Source organism: Provencibacterium massiliense (assembly GCF_900169495.1).
GTDB lineage: Bacteria > Bacillota > Clostridia > Oscillospirales > Ruminococcaceae > Harryflintia > Harryflintia acetispora.
Window position 1 is genome coordinate 53,180 of the sequence record NZ_FWCH01000009.1, and the last position, 19,427, is coordinate 72,606.

At 60.7% G+C, this 19,427-nt stretch carries 24 protein-coding genes; 4 read left to right on the forward strand and 20 right to left on the reverse strand.

Features of this window, described 5'->3' with window-relative positions; translation table 11 throughout:
• Positions 1–39: 39 nt before the first annotated feature.
• The 5 genes from B5477_RS01685 to acpP form a co-directional block, all read right to left on the reverse strand.
• Entirely contained in the window at positions 40–762 is a 723-nt protein-coding gene (locus B5477_RS01685) for a hypothetical protein (RefSeq protein ID WP_079698086.1), read from the reverse strand.
• Between the two features lie 46 nt (positions 763–808).
• Complete coding sequence (gene proS / locus B5477_RS01690; protein WP_079698087.1) at positions 809–2,245, reverse strand: proline--tRNA ligase; 1,437 nt, start codon at positions 2,243–2,245, stop codon at positions 809–811.
• A 31-nt stretch (positions 2,246–2,276) separates the two neighbouring features.
• Positions 2,277–2,498, reverse strand: a complete 222-nt coding sequence (locus B5477_RS01695; protein ID WP_079698088.1) for an OadG-related small transporter subunit — start codon at positions 2,496–2,498, stop codon at positions 2,277–2,279.
• A gap of 13 nt (positions 2,499–2,511) precedes the next feature.
• Positions 2,512–3,651, reverse strand: a complete 1,140-nt coding sequence (locus tag B5477_RS01700) for a sodium ion-translocating decarboxylase subunit beta (RefSeq protein WP_079698089.1) — start codon at positions 3,649–3,651, stop codon at positions 2,512–2,514.
• Between the two features lie 192 nt (positions 3,652–3,843).
• Positions 3,844–4,101 (reverse strand): acyl carrier protein, encoded by a 258-nt coding sequence (gene acpP, locus B5477_RS01705; RefSeq protein ID WP_079698090.1) that lies wholly within the window; start codon positions 4,099–4,101, stop codon positions 3,844–3,846.
• Between the two features lie 316 nt (positions 4,102–4,417).
• Between acpP and B5477_RS01710 the strand changes: the two genes are divergently transcribed.
• From B5477_RS01710 to B5477_RS01720, 3 genes are all read left to right on the forward strand, one after another.
• Positions 4,418–5,263 (forward strand): shikimate dehydrogenase family protein, encoded by an 846-nt coding sequence (locus B5477_RS01710; RefSeq protein WP_079698091.1) that lies wholly within the window; start codon positions 4,418–4,420, stop codon positions 5,261–5,263.
• 17 nt (positions 5,264–5,280) lie between these two features.
• Positions 5,281–5,811 carry a shikimate kinase gene (locus B5477_RS01715; RefSeq protein WP_079698092.1) on the forward strand — a complete coding sequence of 177 codons (531 nt, stop codon included), beginning with the start codon at positions 5,281–5,283 and terminating at the stop codon, positions 5,809–5,811.
• A 63-nt stretch (positions 5,812–5,874) separates the two neighbouring features.
• Entirely contained in the window at positions 5,875–7,164 is a 1,290-nt protein-coding gene (locus B5477_RS01720; RefSeq protein WP_079698093.1) for an alpha-amylase family glycosyl hydrolase, read from the forward strand.
• Between the two features lie 56 nt (positions 7,165–7,220).
• Here B5477_RS01720 and B5477_RS01725 read toward each other — a convergent pair whose 3' ends face one another.
• The 5 genes from B5477_RS01725 to deoC (B5477_RS01745) are packed head-to-tail and all read right to left on the reverse strand — an operon-like array spanning position 7,221 to position 11,506.
• The gene (locus B5477_RS01725) at positions 7,221–8,738 is read right to left on the reverse strand and encodes a xylulokinase (protein WP_079698094.1); all 1,518 of its coding nucleotides are present in this window, start codon (positions 8,736–8,738) and stop codon (positions 7,221–7,223) included.
• 23 nt (positions 8,739–8,761) lie between these two features.
• Complete coding sequence (deoC, locus tag B5477_RS01730) at positions 8,762–9,433, reverse strand: deoxyribose-phosphate aldolase (protein WP_079698095.1); 672 nt, start codon at positions 9,431–9,433, stop codon at positions 8,762–8,764.
• A gap of 15 nt (positions 9,434–9,448) precedes the next feature.
• Complete coding sequence (deoC, locus tag B5477_RS01735) at positions 9,449–10,114, reverse strand: deoxyribose-phosphate aldolase (RefSeq protein WP_079698096.1); 666 nt, start codon at positions 10,112–10,114, stop codon at positions 9,449–9,451.
• Between the two features lie 14 nt (positions 10,115–10,128).
• A complete protein-coding gene (gene deoC, locus B5477_RS01740; protein ID WP_079698097.1) occupies positions 10,129–10,791 on the reverse strand; it encodes a deoxyribose-phosphate aldolase in 663 nt (220 codons plus the stop codon).
• Positions 10,792–10,831: 40 nt separating this feature from the next.
• The gene (gene deoC, locus B5477_RS01745; RefSeq protein WP_143533522.1) at positions 10,832–11,506 is read right to left on the reverse strand and encodes a deoxyribose-phosphate aldolase; all 675 of its coding nucleotides are present in this window, start codon (positions 11,504–11,506) and stop codon (positions 10,832–10,834) included.
• Positions 11,507–11,827: 321 nt separating this feature from the next.
• Here deoC (B5477_RS01745) and B5477_RS01750 point away from each other — a divergent pair, with 321 nt between their 5' ends.
• Entirely contained in the window at positions 11,828–12,544 is a 717-nt protein-coding gene (locus B5477_RS01750; protein WP_079698099.1) for a hypothetical protein, read from the forward strand.
• A gap of 124 nt (positions 12,545–12,668) precedes the next feature.
• Here the strand turns inward: B5477_RS01750 and hpf are convergent, their stop codons facing one another.
• The 10 genes from hpf to B5477_RS01800 all read right to left on the reverse strand — a co-directional run bounded on the left by hpf (position 12,669) and on the right by B5477_RS01800 (position 19,415).
• Positions 12,669–13,199 carry a ribosome hibernation-promoting factor, HPF/YfiA family gene (gene hpf / locus B5477_RS01755; protein ID WP_079698100.1) on the reverse strand — a complete coding sequence of 177 codons (531 nt, stop codon included), beginning with the start codon at positions 13,197–13,199 and terminating at the stop codon, positions 12,669–12,671.
• A 171-nt stretch (positions 13,200–13,370) separates the two neighbouring features.
• Positions 13,371–14,213, reverse strand: a complete 843-nt coding sequence (locus tag B5477_RS01760) for a fumarate hydratase (protein WP_079698101.1) — start codon at positions 14,211–14,213, stop codon at positions 13,371–13,373.
• A 1-nt stretch (position 14,214) separates the two neighbouring features.
• A complete protein-coding gene (locus B5477_RS01765; protein ID WP_079698102.1) occupies positions 14,215–15,378 on the reverse strand; it encodes an amidohydrolase in 1,164 nt (387 codons plus the stop codon).
• Between the two features lie 438 nt (positions 15,379–15,816).
• Positions 15,817–16,347, reverse strand: coding sequence for a S1 RNA-binding domain-containing protein (locus B5477_RS01770; RefSeq protein ID WP_079698103.1), 531 nt, complete (start codon positions 16,345–16,347; stop codon positions 15,817–15,819).
• A 56-nt stretch (positions 16,348–16,403) separates the two neighbouring features.
• Positions 16,404–16,712 (reverse strand): FtsB family cell division protein, encoded by a 309-nt coding sequence (locus tag B5477_RS01775; RefSeq protein WP_079698104.1) that lies wholly within the window; start codon positions 16,710–16,712, stop codon positions 16,404–16,406.
• Positions 16,669–17,247, reverse strand: coding sequence for a spore cortex biosynthesis protein YabQ (gene yabQ, locus B5477_RS01780; protein ID WP_079698105.1), 579 nt, complete (start codon positions 17,245–17,247; stop codon positions 16,669–16,671). Before yabQ ends, B5477_RS01775 begins: the two co-directional genes overlap by 44 nt.
• Positions 17,248–17,277: 30 nt before the next feature.
• A complete protein-coding gene (yabP, locus tag B5477_RS01785) occupies positions 17,278–17,565 on the reverse strand; it encodes a sporulation protein YabP (protein WP_079698106.1) in 288 nt (95 codons plus the stop codon).
• A gap of 70 nt (positions 17,566–17,635) precedes the next feature.
• The gene (locus B5477_RS01790; RefSeq protein WP_079698107.1) at positions 17,636–17,887 is read right to left on the reverse strand and encodes an RNA-binding S4 domain-containing protein; all 252 of its coding nucleotides are present in this window, start codon (positions 17,885–17,887) and stop codon (positions 17,636–17,638) included.
• Positions 17,888–18,004: 117 nt separating this feature from the next.
• Positions 18,005–18,346, reverse strand: coding sequence for a 50S ribosomal protein L17 (rplQ, locus tag B5477_RS01795; RefSeq protein WP_079698108.1), 342 nt, complete (start codon positions 18,344–18,346; stop codon positions 18,005–18,007).
• Between the two features lie 67 nt (positions 18,347–18,413).
• Positions 18,414–19,415 carry a DNA-directed RNA polymerase subunit alpha gene (locus B5477_RS01800; RefSeq protein ID WP_079698109.1) on the reverse strand — a complete coding sequence of 334 codons (1,002 nt, stop codon included), beginning with the start codon at positions 19,413–19,415 and terminating at the stop codon, positions 18,414–18,416.
• Positions 19,416–19,427: the final 12 nt, after the last annotated feature.

Below are 19,427 nucleotides of genomic sequence, written 5' to 3' on the forward strand. Positions count from 1 at the left end.
TGCGGGCGCCCGCAGTTTTCCTTGATCCCTTAAAGTTTCTCAGTCGGTCTTCCCCTTGTTGAGGCTGGTCAGGTAATAGTGCCCGTCTTCCTCATAGGGGGCCAGTTTCAGGCGGTAGGTCTGCACATACTCGCCGCCCTCGATCTGGGTGGTGTCGAACTCGGCAGTGATCGTCCCGTCCTCCCCGAGGCTGACGGCCCCGAGCTCGGCGCGCTCGTTCAGCGGCAGGTCGGCGTCCATGAAGTAATAGGTGTTTTTCTCGGGGTCGAAGTTGACCGGATCGCCGCTGGCGATGTCGCCCAGCGTCTGCGCGTTGCCGCTATAGTCCAGGCTCTTGACCCCGTACCAGCGCAGCAGCAAAGCGTCGACGGTCGCTTTGTCGGCCTGGGCGTAGCCCTCGTAGTCCGGCTCCTCGGGCTGCTGGATCTGTCCGCTGAGCTCGGCCCATTTGTAGAGGGACCAGAGCATTTGCACCTGGGAAATCTCCTCGGGCTTATCGAACGATCCGTTGTAGTTGGCGACCAGCGCCAGCAGGTTCCCGCTTTGCAGCAGGTCCTCCACCAGCTCCTTGGCCTCCTCCTCGGTCATCTGCGGCTCGCTCTCCTCGCTTTCCTCGGGGGGCTGCTCCTCCTCTGGAGCCTCCTCCTGCGATGAGCTTTGCTGCGCTTCGCTGTCAAAATCCTGCGGCGTGTCCGTGCGCGACTGGCAGGCGCACAGCGCCATAACCGCCGCGAGCAGCAGGGCGATCAAACTTTTCTTCATCGGTCTTCACCATCCTTTGACGTGCGGGAATCCTCCCCCGCGCTCCTTAATACGCCTTGCCCCAGTAAACCATCTCTTTGGCCGGCTTGCCGCAGCAGACGCAGGTATCGCTGATATGCTCCTGCTCGAAGGGGATGCACCGCGAGGAGACCCCCGCGACCTCCTTGAGCTTCTCTTCGCACTGGAGGTCCCCACACCACATCGCCTTGATGTAGCCGCTGCGCTCGTCCGCGATCTTCGTTAGCTCCTCGAGCGTGGTGGCGCTAAAGGTGCGGCTCTCGCGGTTCTCGAGCGCCCGCGCGAAGAGGGAGTCGTGGATTTCTTTGAGCAGCCGGGGAATCTCGGCCGAGAGCTTTTCCAGCGGCACAAAGGCCTTCTCGCGGGTGTCGCGGCGCACCAGCACGCACTGGCCCTTTTCGATGTCCTTGGGCCCGAGCTCGAGGCGCAGCGGAACGCCCCTCATCTCATACTGGGCGAACTTCCAGCCCGGGGAATTGTCGCTGCAGTCGATCCCGGCGCGGCAGTAGTCCGAGATCATCTTCTTGACCTCTTCCGCCTTCTCGAGCACGCCCTCCTTGTGCTGGGCGATCGGGATGACCATCACCTGCACCGGCGCGATGGCGGGGGGCAGCACCAGGCCGCTGTCGTCCCCGTGGGTCATGATGATCCCGCCGATGATCCTCGTGGACACCCCCCAAGAGGTCTGGTGCGGGTACTGGGGCTTGTTGTCCCGCCCCTGGAACTGGATGTCGAACGCGCGGGCGAACCCGTCGCCGAAATAATGCGAGGTGCCGGACTGCAGCGCCTTGCCGTCGTGCATCATCGCCTCGATGGTATAGGTCGCCTCGGCCCCGGCGAATTTCTCCTTGTCGGTCTTTCTGCCCTTGACCACCGGGATGGCGAGGTACTCCTCACAAAAGCGCGCGTAGATGTTCAGCATCTGCTCAGTCTCTGCGACGGCCTCCTCGGCGGTCTCGTGCATGGTGTGCCCCTCCTGCCAGAGGAATTCCATATTGCGCAGGAAGGGGCGGGTGGTCTTCTCCCAGCGCAGCACCGAGCACCACTGGTTATAGAGCTTGGGCAGGTCGCGGTAGGAGTGGATGACGTTGCGGTAATGCTCGCAGAAGAGAGTCTCGGAGGTGGGGCGGATGCAAAGCCGCTCCTCGAGCTCCTGCCCGCCGCCCTGGGTCACCCAGGCCACCTCGGGGGCGAAGCCCTCGACATGGTCCTTCTCCTTTTGCAGAAGGCTCTCGGGGATCAGCATGGGCATATAGACGTTCTGGTGCCCGGTCTCCTTGAACATGCCGTCCAAAATCTTCTGGATATTCTCCCAGATCGCGTAGCCGTACGGCTCAAACACCATGCAGCCGCGCACCGACGAATAGTCGATCAGCTCGGCCTTCTTCACCACATCGGTGTACCATTTCGCAAAATCCTCGTCCATCGAGGTGATCTCTTCGACCATTTTCTTCTGGTCCGCCATTGGTTCACACACCCTTAATCTTTAATCTTGATTATTCTTCCCCTTCGCCCTTTTTGGGGGAGGTGATCTTTGAAAGCAGGTAGACGATCAGCGAGATGACGATCATCACCACGAATATCCCGGTCATCCCCTGCCAGAGCAGGGTCAGGGCGTGGAAAAGGTCCCCTTCTCCCGCTACGAAGACGGCCGTCGGGCCGTCCGCCCCGCCGATCACGCCGGCATTCATCATCAGGCCATTTAGGAAATTACCCATTCTGTTTTCCTCCTTAACCGAGCATCCCGGGCACGAGCCCCAGGATCATCCCGCCCGCGAGCACCGAGGCGATCTGCCCCGACACGTTCGCGCCGACGGCGTGCATCAGGATATGATTCTGCGAGTCCTCCTTGATGGCCATTTTCTGTACCACCCGCGCCGACATGGGGAAGGCCGAAATGCCCGCCGCGCCGACCATCGGGTTGATCTTCTCCTTTAGGAAAAGGTTGAGGACCTTCGCGAAGAGGCAGCCGCAGATGGTGTCAAACACGAAGGCGATAAGCCCCAGGCCCATGATCATCACCGTCTGTATGCTGACGAACCTCTCGGCGGTCATCGAGAAGGAGATGGTGATCCCCAGCAGCAGCGTGACCAGCTGGGCGAGGTTGTTCTGCGCCGTGTCGGAAAGGCGCTCGAGCACGCCGCACTCTCTTATCAGGTTGCCGAACATCAAAAACCCGACCAGCGAGACCGAAGCCGGCGCCACGATCCCTGCGATGATGGTCACGATGATCGGGAACAGGATCCGGGTGGTCTTGGAGACATTGCGCGGGTTATACGGCATGTGGATCTGCCGCTCCTTTTTAGTGGTCACCGCCCTGATGGCGATGGGCTGGATGATCGGCACCAGCGCCATGTAGGAATAGGCCGCCACCGAGATGGCGCCGAAGTACTGCGAGCCGAAGGTCTGGGCCACCAGGATGGAGGTGGGGCCGTCCGCCGCGCCGATGATCCCGATCGAGGCCGCGTCGGTGAGGTTAAAGCCCAGCAGCACCGCCGCGATCACGGTCAGGAAAATCCCCGCCTGTGCGGCCGCGCCGAAGAGGAACATCTTGGGGTTTGAAAGCAGCGGCCCGAAATCGATCATCGCGCCCACCCCGATGAAAAGCAGCAGCGGGAGCGCCTCGCTCGTTTCGATCCCGACCTCGAAGAGCCACTGCACGATCCCGTGCGTCTCGCCCACGCCCGCCATCACCTGGTTGATGGCCCCGGACTGGGGGAGGTTGACCAAAATTGCGCCGAAGCCCATCGGCAGCAGCAAGGCGGGTTCAAAGTCCTTTTTGATCGCCAGCCAGATGAGCAGTCCGCCCACGGCCCACATCACCACCTGCTGCCAGGTGATCTGCAAAAGGCCGTTCAGGATAAAATCCATTTTTTCATTTCTCCTCTTGAATCAGATGGTTCAAGTGCCTGTCCATTTCGCGGCGGGAGCCCCGCCGCGCCCATGTTCTCTTATTATATTATCTTGCCGGCGATTTTTCAACCATCATTTGCTAAAATCCCGGCACAGGGCCGCCAACATGCAAAGAAACCACCCCATAGCGGAGTGGTTTCCAAGAAAACGTTATTCCTCGCTCTCTGCCTCGGGCTCGGGCATGTGCTCGTCGATGTAGCGGACCACGTCCCCCACCGTCTTGAGCTGCTCGATATCCTCGTCCGGGATCTCGGTGTCGAACGCTTCCTCGAGGTTCATCACCAGGTCCACCACGTCCAGGGAGTCCGCGCCCAGGTCATCGAGGATGGAAGCTTCCGTCGTCACTTCGTCACTTTCGATGTCCAGCTGCTCGCAGAGGATGTCCCGCACCCTGTCAAAGGTCTCCATTTTTCGTTGCCTCCTTCAGTAACGTTGCCTTGCCGCCGGCAGGCGGCCGTCTCTTCACGAAAATCATCATACCTGTTTTTGCCACATTTATCAAGGGCCATGCAGGATTTTTATAATTTATTAACAGTTTCTTTTCCCAAGCCCCTTTGTCCACAAACCGGGGCTGTTCTCGTTATATGCCACAAAATTATGGATTATACCTTTTAGAATTTCTTCATCCCCTTTTCCCTCTTTTCTTTCGCTTTTTGGAAAAATAGGGTATAATCATAGTATCCCGATATGGAACATGTGTTTGTGACAGATTGGAGGATCCGCCATGCAGTTTGCCCTTCTGGGCCATCCGCTCGGCCACAGTCTCTCCCCGCAGGTGCATTCCCTGCTCGCGCGCTGCACCGGGGCAGAGCTTCAGTATACCCTGCGCGACGTGCCGCCGCAGGAGCTTCCCGCCGCAATGCCGGGGCTTCTGGGGCTCGACGGCTTCAACGTCACCATCCCCTATAAAGGGGAGGTCGTCCCTTACCTCGCGCGCCTCGATATGAGCGCCGCGCGCTACGGCGCGGTGAACACCGTCGCGCCCTCCGCCGAGGGGCCGGTCGGCTACAACACCGACTGCACCGGCTTTCTGCGCTCGCTGGGGGATTGGAAGGAAGGGCTGCGAAGCGTTCTGGTGCTGGGCGCCGGCGGCGTTGGGCGGATGTTCGCCATCGAGTGCGCGCGTCTGGGCGCCGCCGTCACCCTCGCGGTGCGCGAAAGCTCGCTGCCGCGGGCCGGGGCGCTGGCAGAGGAAATCACTGCCACCTACCAGGTCCCTGCGCGCGCCCTGCTCACCGGCGACGCGGCAAAGGGGGACGAAAGCTACAGCCTGCTGATCAACGCCACCCCCTGCGGGATGTTCCCGCACTTGGACGAATGCCCCGCGCCGGACGCGCTCATCGAGCGGTGCGGGCGGGTGTTCGATTGTATCTATAACCCTGACAAGACCCGGCTGCTGCGCCGCGCGGGGGAGCTCCAGAAACCCGCTTTGGGCGGGCTTCGCATGCTGATCCTGCAGGCGGCGGCCGCGCAGGAAATCTGGTACGGGGCTAGGTTTCGGGAAGACCAGCTACAAGAAATCGAGGAGCGGCTCGCGCAGGTGCTGTGCAAGGACGGCTCAAAGGAATAGAAACGGAGGAAACCGCTATGGGAAAACCGATCGTGATCTGCGGCTTCATGGGCAGCGGCAAGACCACCGTGGGGCGGCTGCTGGCAAAGCGCCTGCTGGACAAGTTCATCGACCTCGACGAGGAGATCGAGCAGACGCAGAAAATGTCCATCCCCAATATCTTTAAGGAAAAGGGGGAGGAATATTTCCGCGCGCTGGAGCATGTCACGCTGCAAAACGTGCTGCGCTCCCCCGGACCGTTCACCCCGGTCGTCGCCGTGGGGGGCGGCACCCTGATGGACCCGGACAACGCGGCGCTGCTGAAGGAGTACGAGTGCTATGTGGTCTATCTCTCGACCGACTTTGACATCTGCTATGAGCGGATCAAGTCCAGCAACCGCCCGCTGGTCATGCAAAATACCCGCGAGCAGCTGCGCGCTTTATACGACCAGCGCCACGAGGTGTATGCGGGGCTGTGCAACACCCAGCTCTATAACCACGGCGCGCCCGAGCGCACGGTGACCAATATTATCTCCCTGATTAACCCCTTGAGCATCCAAAAGCTCTGACATCTTTGCGCCCTGTTTACATATCATAGGCATGATACTTCATATTGTCAGGGGGATGAGCCCATGTGGGCCAACGAGCAAACATTCTATCAAATCTATCCGCTGGGGTTTTGCGGCGCGCCGAAGGAGAACGACGGCGTCGCCGTCCCGCGCATTCGCAAGGTGCTGGACTGGTGCGATTATCTCGATGGGCTCGGGGTGGGGGCCGTCTATTTCTCCCCCCTCTTCGAGTCCGACCGGCACGGCTACGACACGCGGGATTACCGCAAGATCGACTGCCGCCTGGGCGGTAATGAGGATTTCGCGGCGGTCTGCGGCGCGCTGCATGAACGAAACATCCGGGTGGTGCTCGACGGGGTCTTTAACCACGTCGGCCGGGGGTTCTGGGCCTTTCAGGACGTGCTCCAAAACCGGGAGGCCTCTCCTTACAAGGACTGGTTTTATCTGAACTTCGGTCAGCCGAACGCCCGGGGCGACAATCTTTCCTACGGCGACTGGGAGGGGCACGACGAGCTGGTCAAGCTCAACTTGCAAAACGGCGCGGTCGTCGAGCACCTCTTTTCCTGCATCGAGGGCTGGGTGCGCGACTTCGGGATCGACGGGCTGCGCCTGGACGTGGCTTACTGCCTGGACCGGGAATTTTTAAAACGCCTGCGCCGCTTTTGCAGCGAACGCTTCGGGCCGGAGTTCTTCCTGGTGGGCGAGGTGCTCTTCGGGGACTACAACCTCATCTGCAACGACGAAATGCTTCACAGCTGCACCAATTACGAGTGCTACAAGGGGATGCATTCGAGCTTCAACAGCGGCAACATGTTCGAGATCTCCTATTCCCTGAACCGGCAGTTCGGGCCGGAAAACTGGACCCTTTATAAGGGCAAACATCTGCTCAGCTTTGTGGACAATCACGACGTTTCGCGGATCGCGAGCCTTTTGGCGCAGCCGCGCTGCCTGCCGCTGATCTACGGATTGCTCTTCGGCATGCCGGGGATCCCCTGCCTTTACTACGGCAGCGAATGGGGCGCCGCGGGAACAAAGGAGCCCGGCTCGGACGACAGCCTGCGCCCGTGCTTTGAAAGCCCCCAGCCGAATGAGCTGACCGCCCTCATCCAGCGCCTGATCGCCCTGCGCAAGGAGTATAAGGCGCTCTGCTACGGGGACTACCGCAACGTCGCCGTGCAGAGCCGCCAGCTTTGCTTCGAGCGCAGCTTTGAGGGAGAGCGGATTCTCGTTGCCATCAACGCGGACGAAAACGAGATGCCCATCCCCTTCGCACAGGGGGCGCAGGAGCTGCTGGGCGGGGAGCGCGCCGGGGCGGCGCTGCCCGGCTTCTCGATGGGCTTTTACCGCTTATAAGACCGGACTGAAAAGGGGCCGCGGGAATATTCCCGCGGCCCCTTTTTATTTTTCCATTACAGCTCCCCGAGCCGGTGGTTGATCTCGCGCAGCGCGTAATAGGCGTCCTCAAAGATGGGCTGCAGCTGCCGGTAGCGCGCGACGTTCTCCTTGATCGGTTCGGTCACGCTCTCGACCTTGTGGAAGGCGTGCACCGCGCCGAGGTCCTGATAGACCCCCACGCAGATCCCCGCCAGCACCGCCGTGCCGAGGCTCCCGGCCTCGTCCGAGATGTTGGTCTTGACGATCGGCATGTTGAAGCAGTCGGCCAGGATCTGCCGCCAGACGGCGCTCTTCGAGCCGCCGCCCACGATCCGCATGCTGGTCATGTCGTCCTTGATTCCCTGCATGATCTTTAGGATGATGGTCAGGTTCATCGAGACCCCCTCCATCACCGCGCGCAGCATCTCGGCCCGGGTGCTCTCCCCCCGCAGTCCCAGAAAAGCGCCCTTCGCGCCGTTGTCCCACAGCGGAGCGCGCTCCCCCATCAGATAGGGCAGGAAGATCACCCCGCCCGCGCCGGCGGGGCAGCTCTCGATCTCCTTGTTGATATAGTCGTAGGCGCTGCCGCCCCCCGTCTTTGCGAGCTCCTGTTCGTAGAGGCAGAGCTGGCTCTTCATCCAGTTGACGCTCAGCCCCCCCGCCTGCATGGTCCCCCCGTCGCTGTAGGTGCCGGGGGTGAAGGCGCCCTTCTGGATCCGGCAGCGCGGGTCCATCCCGGGCGCGTCGGTAATCCGGCTCACCCAGCTCGAGGTGCCGAGGCTGGTGTAGGCGTCCCCGGGGCGCAGCACCCCGATCCCGATCATCGAGGCGCGCCCGTCGCCGACCCCCTCGGCCACCGGCGTGCCGGGGGCAAGCCCGGCCTCTTCGGCCACCGAGGCGCGCACCTTCCCGATCAAAGTGCCCGGCTCGACGATGTCGGGGAACTTTTCGACGTCTGCGCCCGCGGCCTTAAAGATCACCTCGGACCAGCAGCGCCCGTACATGTCATAGGCGTGGGTATAGCCCGCGTCGCTCGGGTCGGTGACAAACGATCCGGTCAGCCGCGCGCCGATGAAGTCCTTGGACTGCATGAACTTATAGGTCTTTTCATAGGTCCCGGGCTCGTGCTCCATCAGCCACATCACCTTTTCGATGGTGAAGTTGGCGCTGGGGCGTATCCCCACGATGTTGTAAAAGCTCTGCAGGCGCACCTTCTCCTCCAGGGCGGCCGCCTCCTTGGTGGCCCGCCCGTCGGTCCAGATGATCGAGGGGCGGATGGGCTTGCAGTCCCGGTCCAGCGGCAGGCAGCCCATCATCTGGCCGCTCAGGGAAATGGCCGCCACCTCGGCGGGGTCCAAGCCTTCGAGGATGGCGTGGTTGTTTTTGCAAAAGGCTTTCCACCAGTCCTCGGCGTCCTGCTCGGCCCAGTTGGCGTTGAAGTAGTGCACCGGATAGCTCTCCAGCCGGCTGCGCAGGATGGTTCCGTCAAAGGTGAACAGGGTCGCCTTGTCGGCCGAGGTGCCGATGTCGTGGGAAAGCAGATATTTGGCCATGGGGTTCTCCCTTCTCTCTCTTGTCAGCGCGCGTCCGCCTGCGCCGCGATTTTGATGGCGCTGCCAGCGCCGACCCCGAACCGGGAGACCCCCAGGCCGATCATCTGCTCCACCGTTTCGATGGTGCGGATCCCGCCCGCCGCCTTCATCCTGATCCGGCCGCGGTTGGCTTTGGCCATTATCTCGACATGGTGGAGGGTGGTCGGATCGGGCAGCTTGCCGGTGGCGGTCTTGACGAAGTCCGCCCCGCCCTCGATGACCAGCTCGGTCGCCTTCATGATCTCCTCGTCCGAGAGGATGGACACCTCAATAATGCACTTGAGGGGCTTATCGCCCACCGCGTCCTTGACCGCGCGGATGTCGCGGACCACCTCGTCGTAGAGCCCGGACTTGAAGAGGGGGATGTTCATCACCATGTCGCACTCCTGCGCCCCGAGCGAGATGGCGGTCTTGGCGGCAAAGGCCTTGACCTCGCAAAGGTCGCTCCCGTTGGTGGCGCTGCACCCGGCCCCGGGCAGGGTATCACTCCCCTGCAGCCCTTTTACAATCATCGGGATGAACCAGCGGTTGGTGATGAGGGAGTAAAAGTGATACTCCTTGGCTTGTGCGATCAGCTCCTCATATTCCTTCACCCCCGCCAGGGTGGTGGTCAGCGTCGCATCGGTCATCCGGCAAAACTCGTAGCCTGTTATCATATCATGTCTCCTCCCTTATCTCTGGTTTGCCGCTTCGATCAGCTTGATCCCGCTGCCGAAGCTCACCCCGAAGCGGGAGACGCCCAGCTCGATCATCCGGTCCACCTTCTCGAGCTCCCGAATCCCGCCCGAAGCTTTCATTTTGATCCGGCCCTTGACCGCCTCGGCCATCACCTCGATGTGGTGCACCGTCGCCGGGCCGTCCCGGCCGACGGCGGTCTTGACATAGTCCGCCCCGCCCTCGATCACCAGCTCGCAGGCCTTTCTGATCTCGTCGTCCGACAGCAGCGGGGTCTCGATGATGCACTTAAGTACATGGTCCCCCATCGCGTCCTTGACCGCGCGGATGTCGCGGACCACCTCGTCGTAGAGCCCGGACTTGAAGGCGGGCAGGTTCATCACCATGTCGCACTCGGTGCAGCCGACGCGCAGGTCGTCCTTGGCGAACAGGACCTTGATCTCGGTGGGGACCATGATCCCGCCGCAGCCCGAGCCGACCACGATCCCGGTGCCCCGCACCCCCTCCACCAGCATGGGGTAGAAGCAGGGCACGCCGATGACCGAATAAAACCCATATTTCTTGGCCGCGTCGATCAGCTCCTGGGTCTGCGCCTTGGTCGAGCAGGGGGCGATCAGGGTGCCGTCCATCATGGCGGCGAGTTGTTTTCCATTGACAGGCATTGCGCTTCCTCCTTCTAGCGGTTGTCGGCGGCCTGCATGATGGCAAGCCCGCTTTGATAGCTTACGCCGAACCGGGTCACCCCGAGCTCGATCATCTGATCCACCGTCTCAAGGTCCCGGATCCCGCCCGAGGCTTTGATCTGGATCCTCCCCTTTGCCGCCCTCGAGACCACCTCGATGTGGTGGACGGTGGTCGGGCCGTCCCGGCCGACGGCGGTCTTGACAAAGTCCGCGCCGCCCTCGATCGTAAGCTCTACGGCCTTCTCGATCTCCTCATCCGAGAGCAGCGGGGTTTCGATGATGCACTTTAAGATGTGGTCCCCCACCGTGTCCCGCAGCACCCGGATGTCCTCGACGACCTCCCTGTACATCCCGGACTTGAAGTAGGGGAGGTTGATGACCATGTCGAACTCGTTGCAGCCTAAGGACAGGCCGTTCTTGGCATACTCGGCCTTGATGTAGCTGGGCTGGTTGTCCCCGCACCCGCACCCGAAATGCACGTCGGTGCCGCGCAGCGCCTCGGCGATCACCGGGTAGAACGGCCGCGGCCCAAAGACGCAATGGAAGTGATACTTCTTGGCATAATCGAGCAGCTCCCTGGTCTGTTCGAGCGTCGAGGTCGAGTGGATGAGGGTACCATCCAGCATGTGGGCAAACTGGGTTCCGTTGACGGGCATAGCTGATTCCTTCCTTTCCTCTGAGGGCTGTTTGTGACTTCTACCTTGCGTCGGCCGCCTCCATGATTTTTAAGGCGCTGCCGACCGAAACGCCGAACCGGGTCACCCCGAGCCCGATCATCTCCTCGACCGTTTGGAGCGTGCGGATCCCGCCCGCCGCCTTGATCTGCGCCCGGCCGCGCACCGCCTTCGCGATCAGCTCGACCTGGTGCACCGTGGTGGGCTGTGGGATCGTGCCGGTGGCGGTCTTGACGAAGTCCGCCCCGCCCTCGACCACCAGCTCGGCGGCTGTTTTAATTTCCCCGTCATCCAGCAGCGGCACCTCAATGATACACTTCAAAACGTGATCGCCCACCGCCTCCTTGACCGCGCGGATATCCTCGACGACCTCCTGATACATCCCGGATTTGAAGTAGTGCAGGTTCATCACCATGTCGATTTCTCCGGCTCCCAGGCGCAGGGAATCGAGCGCGGCATGCGCCTTGAGGTAGCCCGGCTCGCAGCCGGTGTCGGTGCAGCAGCCCGAGCCCGCGATGGTGTCGCTCCCGCGCACCCCCGCGGCGAGCAGGGGTACAAAGCAGCGCGGCCCGATCACCGAGAAGAAGTGGTGTTCGTGCGCGAGCGCGATCAGCTTCTCCATATCGTCCTTGGTGCAGCAGCTGCCGATCTGGGTGGCGTCGAGCATGCGGCAGAAATCCTTACCACGTAAGGTCAAGAGGTACCACCGTCCTTTCACAAGTTGGGAGTGGTTTTGCCTTCCTGATTCAGTGTATCGCAGGGCGGTGGGAATGTAAAGATGGGCGCGGGTGTTTTCTCCTGTTTCATTAAAGAACGTGGATAATTTCTGTTTATAACGACATGCCCCAAAACGAATTTGTTGATATTCACAATATTTAAGGCAATAATTTTATACAACATTCCAAAATGTGAACAAATACCGCATTGACGGGCGCGTTCTTGTATTTTATAATGGAGTTGAGAAGCAGGTTAGACACGGCCGGCGCGTCAGCGCCAGTTGGAAAGGTGTGAGCAAGCTATGAAAAACATCAAACGCCTCCTGTCCCTTTGCCTGTGCGCCGCACTTGCCGCGGGCCTCTGCCTGACGGCGGCCGCACAGAATTCCATCCTCCCCCGGGCCGCGGTTGTCATCCAGGGTGAAAACGGAGCGGGAATCGAGATCAGGGGAAATACCGTCTGGGTATCGGACGACAGCCTCGCCGGTTTTCAGCTCATCGATCCCGTCACCGGCGAAGCGCTGCTGTCCGGCGAAGAGCTCGCCGCGCTGAGGGAGTCCCTTCTCTCAGATGAGGGGTGCGATTTCACCGGGCTTTTGGAGGAATACCGCCTCGACCTCTATTTTGTCGGGAGGCTTGACCGGATCAACGCCTTCCAGGCCGGCGCCTTCAAGGGGATCACGGTCTGCGAGGGCTCTTCTGCCCAAAGCCTGATCGCCAGGGACGGCGGCCGGTTCAACGTACTGGGCGACCTGCGCTACGGCGAGGTCTACGGCGCCGATACCCGGCTGCACATCACCGGAACCGCCGGGACGGTTCAGCCCTACGCCGGCGGCTTTGTCGGCGCGAAATACGGCGTGGTGGATTTCGTCAACGGCTCGATGAACGACACCGGGGGCTTCCGCACCCGGATCGCCCAGCGGGACAGCAAGCGTAGGTCCCACACTCCGGAGCTGGTTTGGAACGACGACGGCGTGTACGGCTATTGGCAAGACGATGCGTTTATCCCCGTCTTCTAGCCCCGAACGGCATGGGCTTATCCTGGAATGGTTGTTACTCCGCTAAAAGGGAGCGGGCAGCAGATCGTATCTGCTGCCCGCTCCCTTTCTTATGGGTGCCTCCGGAAATTCCTTCGGTCTTATTTTATTCGTCGTCCTCGATCGGCTCGATCAGGCCGTAGCTGTCGCCCTTGCGCTTATACACCACGCATATTTCGCCCTGCTGCGCATCGCGGAACATGAAGAAGCTGTGCCCCAGCATGTTCATCTGCAGGATGGCCTCCTCCACGCTCATCGGCTTGACCGGGAAGCGCTTGGTCTTCACCACGCTGTAGTCCTCGGCCTCGAGCGCCGGGTCATTATATTCCGGGGCGAAGGCGTCGGTACGGAGCCGCTGCTCGAGCTTGGACTTATTCTTGACGATCTGCCTGACCAACAGGTCCACCACCGCCTCGAGGGAATCCATGCGGTCGTTGGTGGTTTTCTCCGCGCGGAAGTTCATCCCCGCCGCGCGCACGGTGATTTCAACCGTCTCCCGCTCCCCTTCATTGGTCACGGTGACGACAGCCTCGGCGGTCTCGTCAAAAAATCTATCCAGCTTGGAGAGCTTTTTCTGCACACGCTCCTTAAACGAATCTTTTACGGTTGTTTTGCGGGATTTGATGGTGATGTTCATATACACAGCCCCTTTACGGATAGTCTGCGCCACTATGAAATTAGGCAAAATTCATAGTTTTGCTATCTTTAGTATACCATACGCTATGTAAAAAAACAATGAACAATTCCCAATATTTCCATGAAGGGTTCTAACCAGCGGCCGTCGGGCATAGGATATTACTTTGAGCCCTTACAGCGTCGCGCTCTGGTGCCGGGTGACATGGCACCCGAGGCTCACCGCCGCCGGCAGGCAGGCGATATGGGTGGGGGCCGCGAGGATATGCACCCCCAGCGCGGTGGTGCTGCCGCCAAACCCCTGCGGCCCGATCCCCAGGGCGTTGATCCGGCGCAGCAGGCCCTCCTCCATCTCCCGGTAATAGGGGTCGGGATGGGGCTCGTCGAGGCTGCGGCAGAGCGCGCGCTTCGAGAGCAGGGCGCACAGCTCGAAGTCGCCCCCCAGCCCCACGCCCACAATCACCGGCGGGCAGGGCTTGCTGCCGGCGGCGCGCACCGCATCCACCACAAAGTCGCAGACGTCCTCCTTTGAGGCGGAGGGCGAGAGCATGCGCTGTACGCTCATGTTTTCGCTCCCGGCCCCCTTCGGCGCCACCGTCAGGGTAAGCCGGTCCCCCTCGACCAGGGTAACATGCAGGATGGCCGGGGTGTTGTCCCCGGTGTTCTTGCGCCGTAGCGGGTCGGCCACCACCGAACAGCGCAGATACCCCTCCAGGTACCCGGCCGACACCCCCGCATCCACCGCGCTCTGCAGGGTGCCCCCGGTGATGTGCACCTCCTGCCCCAGCTCGGCAAAGACCACCGCCAGCCCGGTGTCCTGGCAGATGGGCAGATTGCACTCTCGCGCCGCCTTCCGGTTCTCGATCAGATCTCCGAGCACCTCCCGCCCGAGCGGGGAGGTCTCCCCCGCCAGCGCCCCGTCCATCGCCCGGCAGAGGTCGTCGGTGAGGGTATAGTTTGCCTTCATGCACAGCTCGCGCACCGCCGCGCTGATCTGCCGCGCCGTAATTTCCCGCATGTCAGAAGCTCCCCCTTACCAAAACGCCGTTTACCAGCACCGCGTCGGGCTTCGCCCCCAGGGCGAGCGGGTCGCCGGAGTAGAGCAGGATGTCCGCATCCTTGCCCGCCTCGAGCGAGCCGACCCGGTTTGCGATCCCGCAGAGCTCTGCCGCCGTGATGGTGATCGCCCGCAGCGCCGCGTCGTAGTCCATCCCGTTTTGATGGCAGAGCCCCGCCGAGAGGGCGAGCATCCCGATCGGCACCTCGGGATGGTCGGTGCAGATGGCGGTCCGCACCCCGGCCGCCGCCAGCTTCCCGGCGCCCGCCAAATCGAGGGCGCGCAGTTCGGGCTTGCTGCGCGAGCCGATCACCGGCCCGGCGATCACCGGCACCTGCCGCGCGGCGAGCAGGTCGGCCACCTCGTGGCCCTGGGTGCCGTGCACGATGGTGTAGGAAAAGCCGAATTCCTTCGCGATCCGCACCGCGGTGAAGATGTCGTCCGCCCGGTGGGCGTGCATCTGAGCGGGAATCTCCCCGCGCAGCAGGGGGATGAGCGCCTCGCACTTGAGATCGAACTCCGGTTCGTCGGCGTCCTCGTCCTCCCCGGCCTTCTGCAAGTCCTCGATGTACCGCTTGGCCTTATAGAGCTGCTCGCGGATGATGGCCGCCGTTGCCATGCGGGTGATCGGGGTCTGGTTCTTCTCGTTGTAGACCGACTTTGGGTTCTCCCCGAAGGCAAACTTCATCGCCGCCGGGGCGCGCACCACCATGTCGTCGATGCACCGCCCGTAGGTCTTGACCGCGCAGAACTGCCCGGCCAGCGGGTTGGCGCTGCCCGGCCCGGTCATCACGGTGGTGACCCCGGCCTCCAGCGCCTCCGAGAAGCCGCGATCCAGCACGTTGATGGCGTCGATCCCCCGCAGGTGCGGCGTGCTCGGGTCGGTCATCTCGTTGCCGTCGTCCCCCTCGAAGCCGAGGGAATCCTCCCACATCCCCAAGTGGCAATGCGGGTCGACGAAGCCGGGGTAGGCGCGTTTCCCCTTGCAGTCCACCGTCTCCTCCCCCGTGCGGGGCAGGTCGGCCCGGCTGCCGACAGCCTTGATCCTGCCGTCCTCGATTTGGATGAACCCATCCCCGATCGGCTTGCCGGCCGCCGGGTAGATGGAAAGATTGACGAGTATCATAACATCCTCCAGAAAGTGATATTTTTCAAAATAAATTTGGACAAGCCTATTTACAAATATTGTAAATTATGTTATTATATGGTTGTCAAGCAAGGGAAGCCAAGCCCTTTCTTGCGTCTGCCGCCCCACCATGCGGCAGAGAAGTGCTGTGCACGAAACTTTCCGGCTGACCCAGCGCCCATCCAGCCCATGCGGCGCAGGATGCAGCCAGACCTTTCACTTCCCCAAACTTCTTTTTTGTGCCTTTTACTTCGTCTTCGCGCCGCTTTTTAAGCGGCGCTCTTTTTTTGCCCGCCGGGCGGGAAAGGCGATTAAGTAAAGGCCAAGGCCCCGAGTCGCCCGTTATCCGGGCGGCGCGACCGAAGCGCCCGGCAGCTCTGCGTCGCTCCTCGGGCGGGTACAAGAATTCCCCCGCCTTGCGACGGGGGAGAACGTGCATTATTTTCTTCCGCGGCGGGAATTCTGATGCTTGACGTTCATGGTCTTCTTCATGTCGGACATCTTATCGTCGCTCTGCTGCATAAACTTGGAGAGCATATCCTCAAAGCTGGCCGGCTGAGGCGGGAACTGGGATGCCAGATTGCTCCGGTTTTGCTGCCCGCCCCGTCCCCGGTTCGCGTTCGGAGCAGGCCTCTGGCCGCCGCTGCGTGGAGCGCCGCCTCCGCCCGCCGGGCGGGGAGAGCCTCCGCGCGGCGCGCCGCCCCTCGGGGGGCCGCCCGCCGGACGCTCGGGCGCTGGGAGGGTGCGCTTGATGGATGCGCTGATCTTCCCATCCTCGGAAATATTCAGAATCTTGACCTTGACGACCTGTCCCATGCTCAGATGCTCGGAAATGTCGTTGACATAGGTCGGCGCGATCTCGGAGATATGGACCATTGCCGTCTGGTCGTTCTCGAACTTGACGAATGCGCCGAACTTGGTGATGCCGGTAACCTTCGCCTCCAGGATATTCCCTACTTCTACCTGCATACTGTTTGCAGTTCCTCCTCAGCTTTGTTGCCCCTCAAATTTTATATGCGAATGCATCAGCTTCCCGATGCATTGATATACACCGTCTCATACGGGTAAACGAAATCAAGCCGCTCGCGTGCGGTACGCTCGATATAATCCATGTCGTCGCCCTTGCTCAGCTGCAGCTCCAGCTCCTTGTTCTCGATCCGCTGCTCCTCGCACTTGCGCTGGATGTCGCTGAGCTCCGCGCGCCGGGCCGTGATGTCGGCCTGCAGCTGGATCAGGGAGACCCCGGAATAGATCGCAAAGGCGATCACCGCCAGACGAAACAGTTTATTCTTAGGCGTGTGGCGCACCGGCGCCTTGCTCTTCTTTGCCCTCATGACGTTTCGCTCCCTTTTTCCCGCGGCGTTTGTCTCTTTCAGATATAACTAGATTATACAACATAACACGCCTGCGTTTCAAGGCGTAATTCGCTTTATGGCAAGTTTTTTTTGAAAGAGCGCCAAAGAAGCCCACAATCCGGATGAAAAGCCGCGCAACCCAGTGGATCACCCGGTAAACCGGACGCAGCAGCAACCGGTAAATGACCCGCGCGATCCGCCGGATCAGGCTGATAATCGCCTTCGAGCAGGCCATCAGCACCCTTGACAGGGTATAGTAGCAGAGCAGGGCCCCGAGCAGCTCGCCGAGCAGGATGAAATAACGGATTTCCCCGTGGTTCTCAGCGATCATGAACAGGAAGGTTACCACCGCGCACACCCCCCAGAAGAGGATGTCCTCGGCCATGACCAGCGGCGCAGGGTTATAGACGGCGATCCTGAGAATGCGGAACAGATCGTATAGCAGCATGAGGCCCGCCCCGAGCAGGATGGACCAGAAAAACAGCAGGGTCTGCTGTGCGATATTGACCTCCAAGAGCCGCAGCCCCCTCTCCCGAATTACGGATTACTTGAAGAGACGGGAAAGGAACCCTCCCCGCTTGGGCTGCGCCTCGCTGTAGCTCAGCGACCAGATTTCGCCCTCCAGGTCGAGCTCGCCGGTCTGCACGTCGATCTTGTTGATATGCAGATCAAACCCCTTGATGGTCAGCTCCCCCAGCTCGGTGAAGGCGATCACCGACTGCTCGTCGTAGCTGTCGATGTCCTGCACCCCCGAGATGGAAAGCCGGTGGCGGTCTTCCAATATTACATTGTGCGGCTGCTGAAAGCCGGTCTTTTCCTTTTCGTCGCTCATGGATCGGTATCCCCCTCGTCCCAATTTTTCACGAACCGGTATACCAATCTATATGCCGCGCCCCTGCGCTCTATTCCCCGGCGGCGAGCACCTCGTAGAGCAGGGGGGCGTCGTCCTTGGTGGCAAATTCCGAAACCTTGAGCACTTTTACCTTGAGCGGGCGCTGCCCGAGCGCGATCTCGATGACGTCCCCCTCTTTGATGGGATAGCTCGCGCGCGCCGGTTTGCCGTCCACCAGGATCCGCCCCGCGTCGCAGGCCTCGTTGGCGATGGTGCGCCTTTTGATCAGCCGGGTGACCTTGAGGTATTTGTCCAGTCTCATGTCCTTCCTCCTTTTTCTTTTCCATTGTATCTCGCCCCCCCGTGCTTTATGCGTGGAGGCGGATAACTAAAATCCCCGGCAGCCCTCACAGGGCACCGGGGATTCCTGATCATGTTGTTAGACCAACTCGATGATGGCCATCTCGGCAGCGTCGCCGCGGCGCGGTCCGATTTTGATGATTCTGGTGTAGCCGCCGTTCTTGTCCTTGTATTTCGGGGCAATATCATCAAAAAGCTTTTTCGCGACATCCTCTTTCGTGATGAAAGAGTACGCCTGACGCTTGGAGTGGAGATTATCAAGTTTCGCCGTCGTGATCATCTTCTCGGTCATCGCACGGACCTCTTTGGCTCTGGTAACGGTGGTTTCGATCTTCCCGTTTTCGAGCAGATAGGTCACCATTGCGCGAAGCATAGCCCTGCGGTGGTCGGTGCTCCTGCCGAGCTTTCTGGTACCTGGCATCGAAATTCACTCCTTCTTTGCAACTTTGCATGATGGTGGGGCATGGCCCCCAGAGGAGACTTCTCTCCTATTCTTCTTCCTTGCTGAGGTTAAAGCCCAGGCTTTCCAGCTTGCTGATAACCTCTTCCAGGGACTTCTTTCCAAGGTTGCGGACCTTCATCATCTCTTCGGGAGACTTGTTGATGAGGTCGTTTACCGTATTGACGCCCGCGCGTTTTAAGCAGTTGAATGCGCGCACCGACAGGTCAAGCTCTTCAATGGTCATCTCAAGGACTTTCTCGCTCATGTTGTCCTCGCTCTTTTCGAGGATCTCCGTGCTGCCCACCTCGTCGGACAGGTCCACGAAGTGGTTGAGTTGTCTATTGAGGATCTTGGCTGCCAGACTGACCGACTCCTTGGCGGAGATCGTACCGTCAGTCCAGACCTCTAATGTCAATTTGTCATAGTCGGTGATCTGCTCAACGCGGGTATTCTCAACCGTGTAGTTCACCTTCAAGACGGGGGTGTAGATGCTGTCGACATAAATCTTGCCGACGATCATTTTGTCTATCTGGTTGCGATCGGAAATCGACTTGTCGCCAAGCATCTTCTCTTTCATCAGCTGCTTGTTGCGGTCGGCCGAGACATAGCCCTGCCCCTTGTCGATCACGATCTCCATGGAAAGGGTCGCGCCCTCTCCCAGGGTGGCGATGTGCATGCTCGGGTCGAGGATCTCAACGTCCGAGTCACACTGGATATCGCCCGCCGTGACTTCGCACTCGCCCTGCGCGTCGATATACACGATCTTGGGCATATCGCTGTAGAGCTTGGCGGTCAATCCCTTAATATTGAGAACGATTTCGGTAACATCCTCTTTCACGCCCGGGATCGTGGAAAACTCGTGCTGGATCCCGTCAATCTTAATCGATGTGACCGCAACACCAGGAAGCGAGGAGAGCAACACACGCCTTAAACTGTTACCCAGCGTCGTACCGAATCCGCGGTCGAGCGGCTCGACGACAAACTTGCCATAGGTCCCATCGGGTTTGAGGTCGACCATCTCGATTTTGGGTTCGATGATTCGTACCATAATTGGTCCCTC

Excerpts from the sequence above, each read along its gene's own strand:
- B5477_RS01685 (WP_079698086.1), bottom strand. The coding sequence starts at position 762 with ATGAAGAAAAGTTTGATCGCCCTGCTGCTCGCGGCGGTTATGGCGCTG.
- proS (WP_079698087.1), bottom strand. The coding sequence starts at position 2,245 with ATGGCGGACCAGAAGAAAATGGTCGAAGAGATCACCTCGATGGACGAG.
- B5477_RS01695 (WP_079698088.1), bottom strand. The coding sequence starts at position 2,498 with ATGGGTAATTTCCTAAATGGCCTGATGATGAATGCCGGCGTGATCGGC.
- B5477_RS01700 (WP_079698089.1), bottom strand. The coding sequence starts at position 3,651 with ATGGATTTTATCCTGAACGGCCTTTTGCAGATCACCTGGCAGCAGGTG.
- acpP (WP_079698090.1), bottom strand. The coding sequence starts at position 4,101 with ATGGAGACCTTTGACAGGGTGCGGGACATCCTCTGCGAGCAGCTGGAC.
- B5477_RS01710 (WP_079698091.1), top strand. The coding sequence starts at position 4,418 with ATGCAGTTTGCCCTTCTGGGCCATCCGCTCGGCCACAGTCTCTCCCCG.
- B5477_RS01715 (WP_079698092.1), top strand. The coding sequence starts at position 5,281 with ATGGGAAAACCGATCGTGATCTGCGGCTTCATGGGCAGCGGCAAGACC.
- B5477_RS01720 (WP_079698093.1), top strand. The coding sequence starts at position 5,875 with ATGTGGGCCAACGAGCAAACATTCTATCAAATCTATCCGCTGGGGTTT.
- B5477_RS01725 (WP_079698094.1), bottom strand. The coding sequence starts at position 8,738 with ATGGCCAAATATCTGCTTTCCCACGACATCGGCACCTCGGCCGACAAG.
- deoC (WP_079698095.1), bottom strand. The coding sequence starts at position 9,433 with ATGATAACAGGCTACGAGTTTTGCCGGATGACCGATGCGACGCTGACC.
- deoC (WP_079698096.1), bottom strand. The coding sequence starts at position 10,114 with ATGCCTGTCAATGGAAAACAACTCGCCGCCATGATGGACGGCACCCTG.
- deoC (WP_079698097.1), bottom strand. The coding sequence starts at position 10,791 with ATGCCCGTCAACGGAACCCAGTTTGCCCACATGCTGGATGGTACCCTC.
- B5477_RS01750 (WP_079698099.1), top strand. The coding sequence starts at position 11,828 with ATGAAAAACATCAAACGCCTCCTGTCCCTTTGCCTGTGCGCCGCACTT.
- hpf (WP_079698100.1), bottom strand. The coding sequence starts at position 13,199 with ATGAACATCACCATCAAATCCCGCAAAACAACCGTAAAAGATTCGTTT.
- B5477_RS01760 (WP_079698101.1), bottom strand. The coding sequence starts at position 14,213 with ATGCGGGAAATTACGGCGCGGCAGATCAGCGCGGCGGTGCGCGAGCTG.
- B5477_RS01765 (WP_079698102.1), bottom strand. The coding sequence starts at position 15,378 with ATGATACTCGTCAATCTTTCCATCTACCCGGCGGCCGGCAAGCCGATC.
- B5477_RS01770 (WP_079698103.1), bottom strand. The coding sequence starts at position 16,347 with ATGCAGGTAGAAGTAGGGAATATCCTGGAGGCGAAGGTTACCGGCATC.
- B5477_RS01775 (WP_079698104.1), bottom strand. The coding sequence starts at position 16,712 with ATGAGGGCAAAGAAGAGCAAGGCGCCGGTGCGCCACACGCCTAAGAAT.
- yabP (WP_079698106.1), bottom strand. The coding sequence starts at position 17,565 with ATGAGCGACGAAAAGGAAAAGACCGGCTTTCAGCAGCCGCACAATGTA.
- B5477_RS01790 (WP_079698107.1), bottom strand. The coding sequence starts at position 17,887 with ATGAGACTGGACAAATACCTCAAGGTCACCCGGCTGATCAAAAGGCGC.
- rplQ (WP_079698108.1), bottom strand. The coding sequence starts at position 18,346 with ATGCCAGGTACCAGAAAGCTCGGCAGGAGCACCGACCACCGCAGGGCT.
- B5477_RS01800 (WP_079698109.1), bottom strand. The coding sequence starts at position 19,415 with ATGGTACGAATCATCGAACCCAAAATCGAGATGGTCGACCTCAAACCC.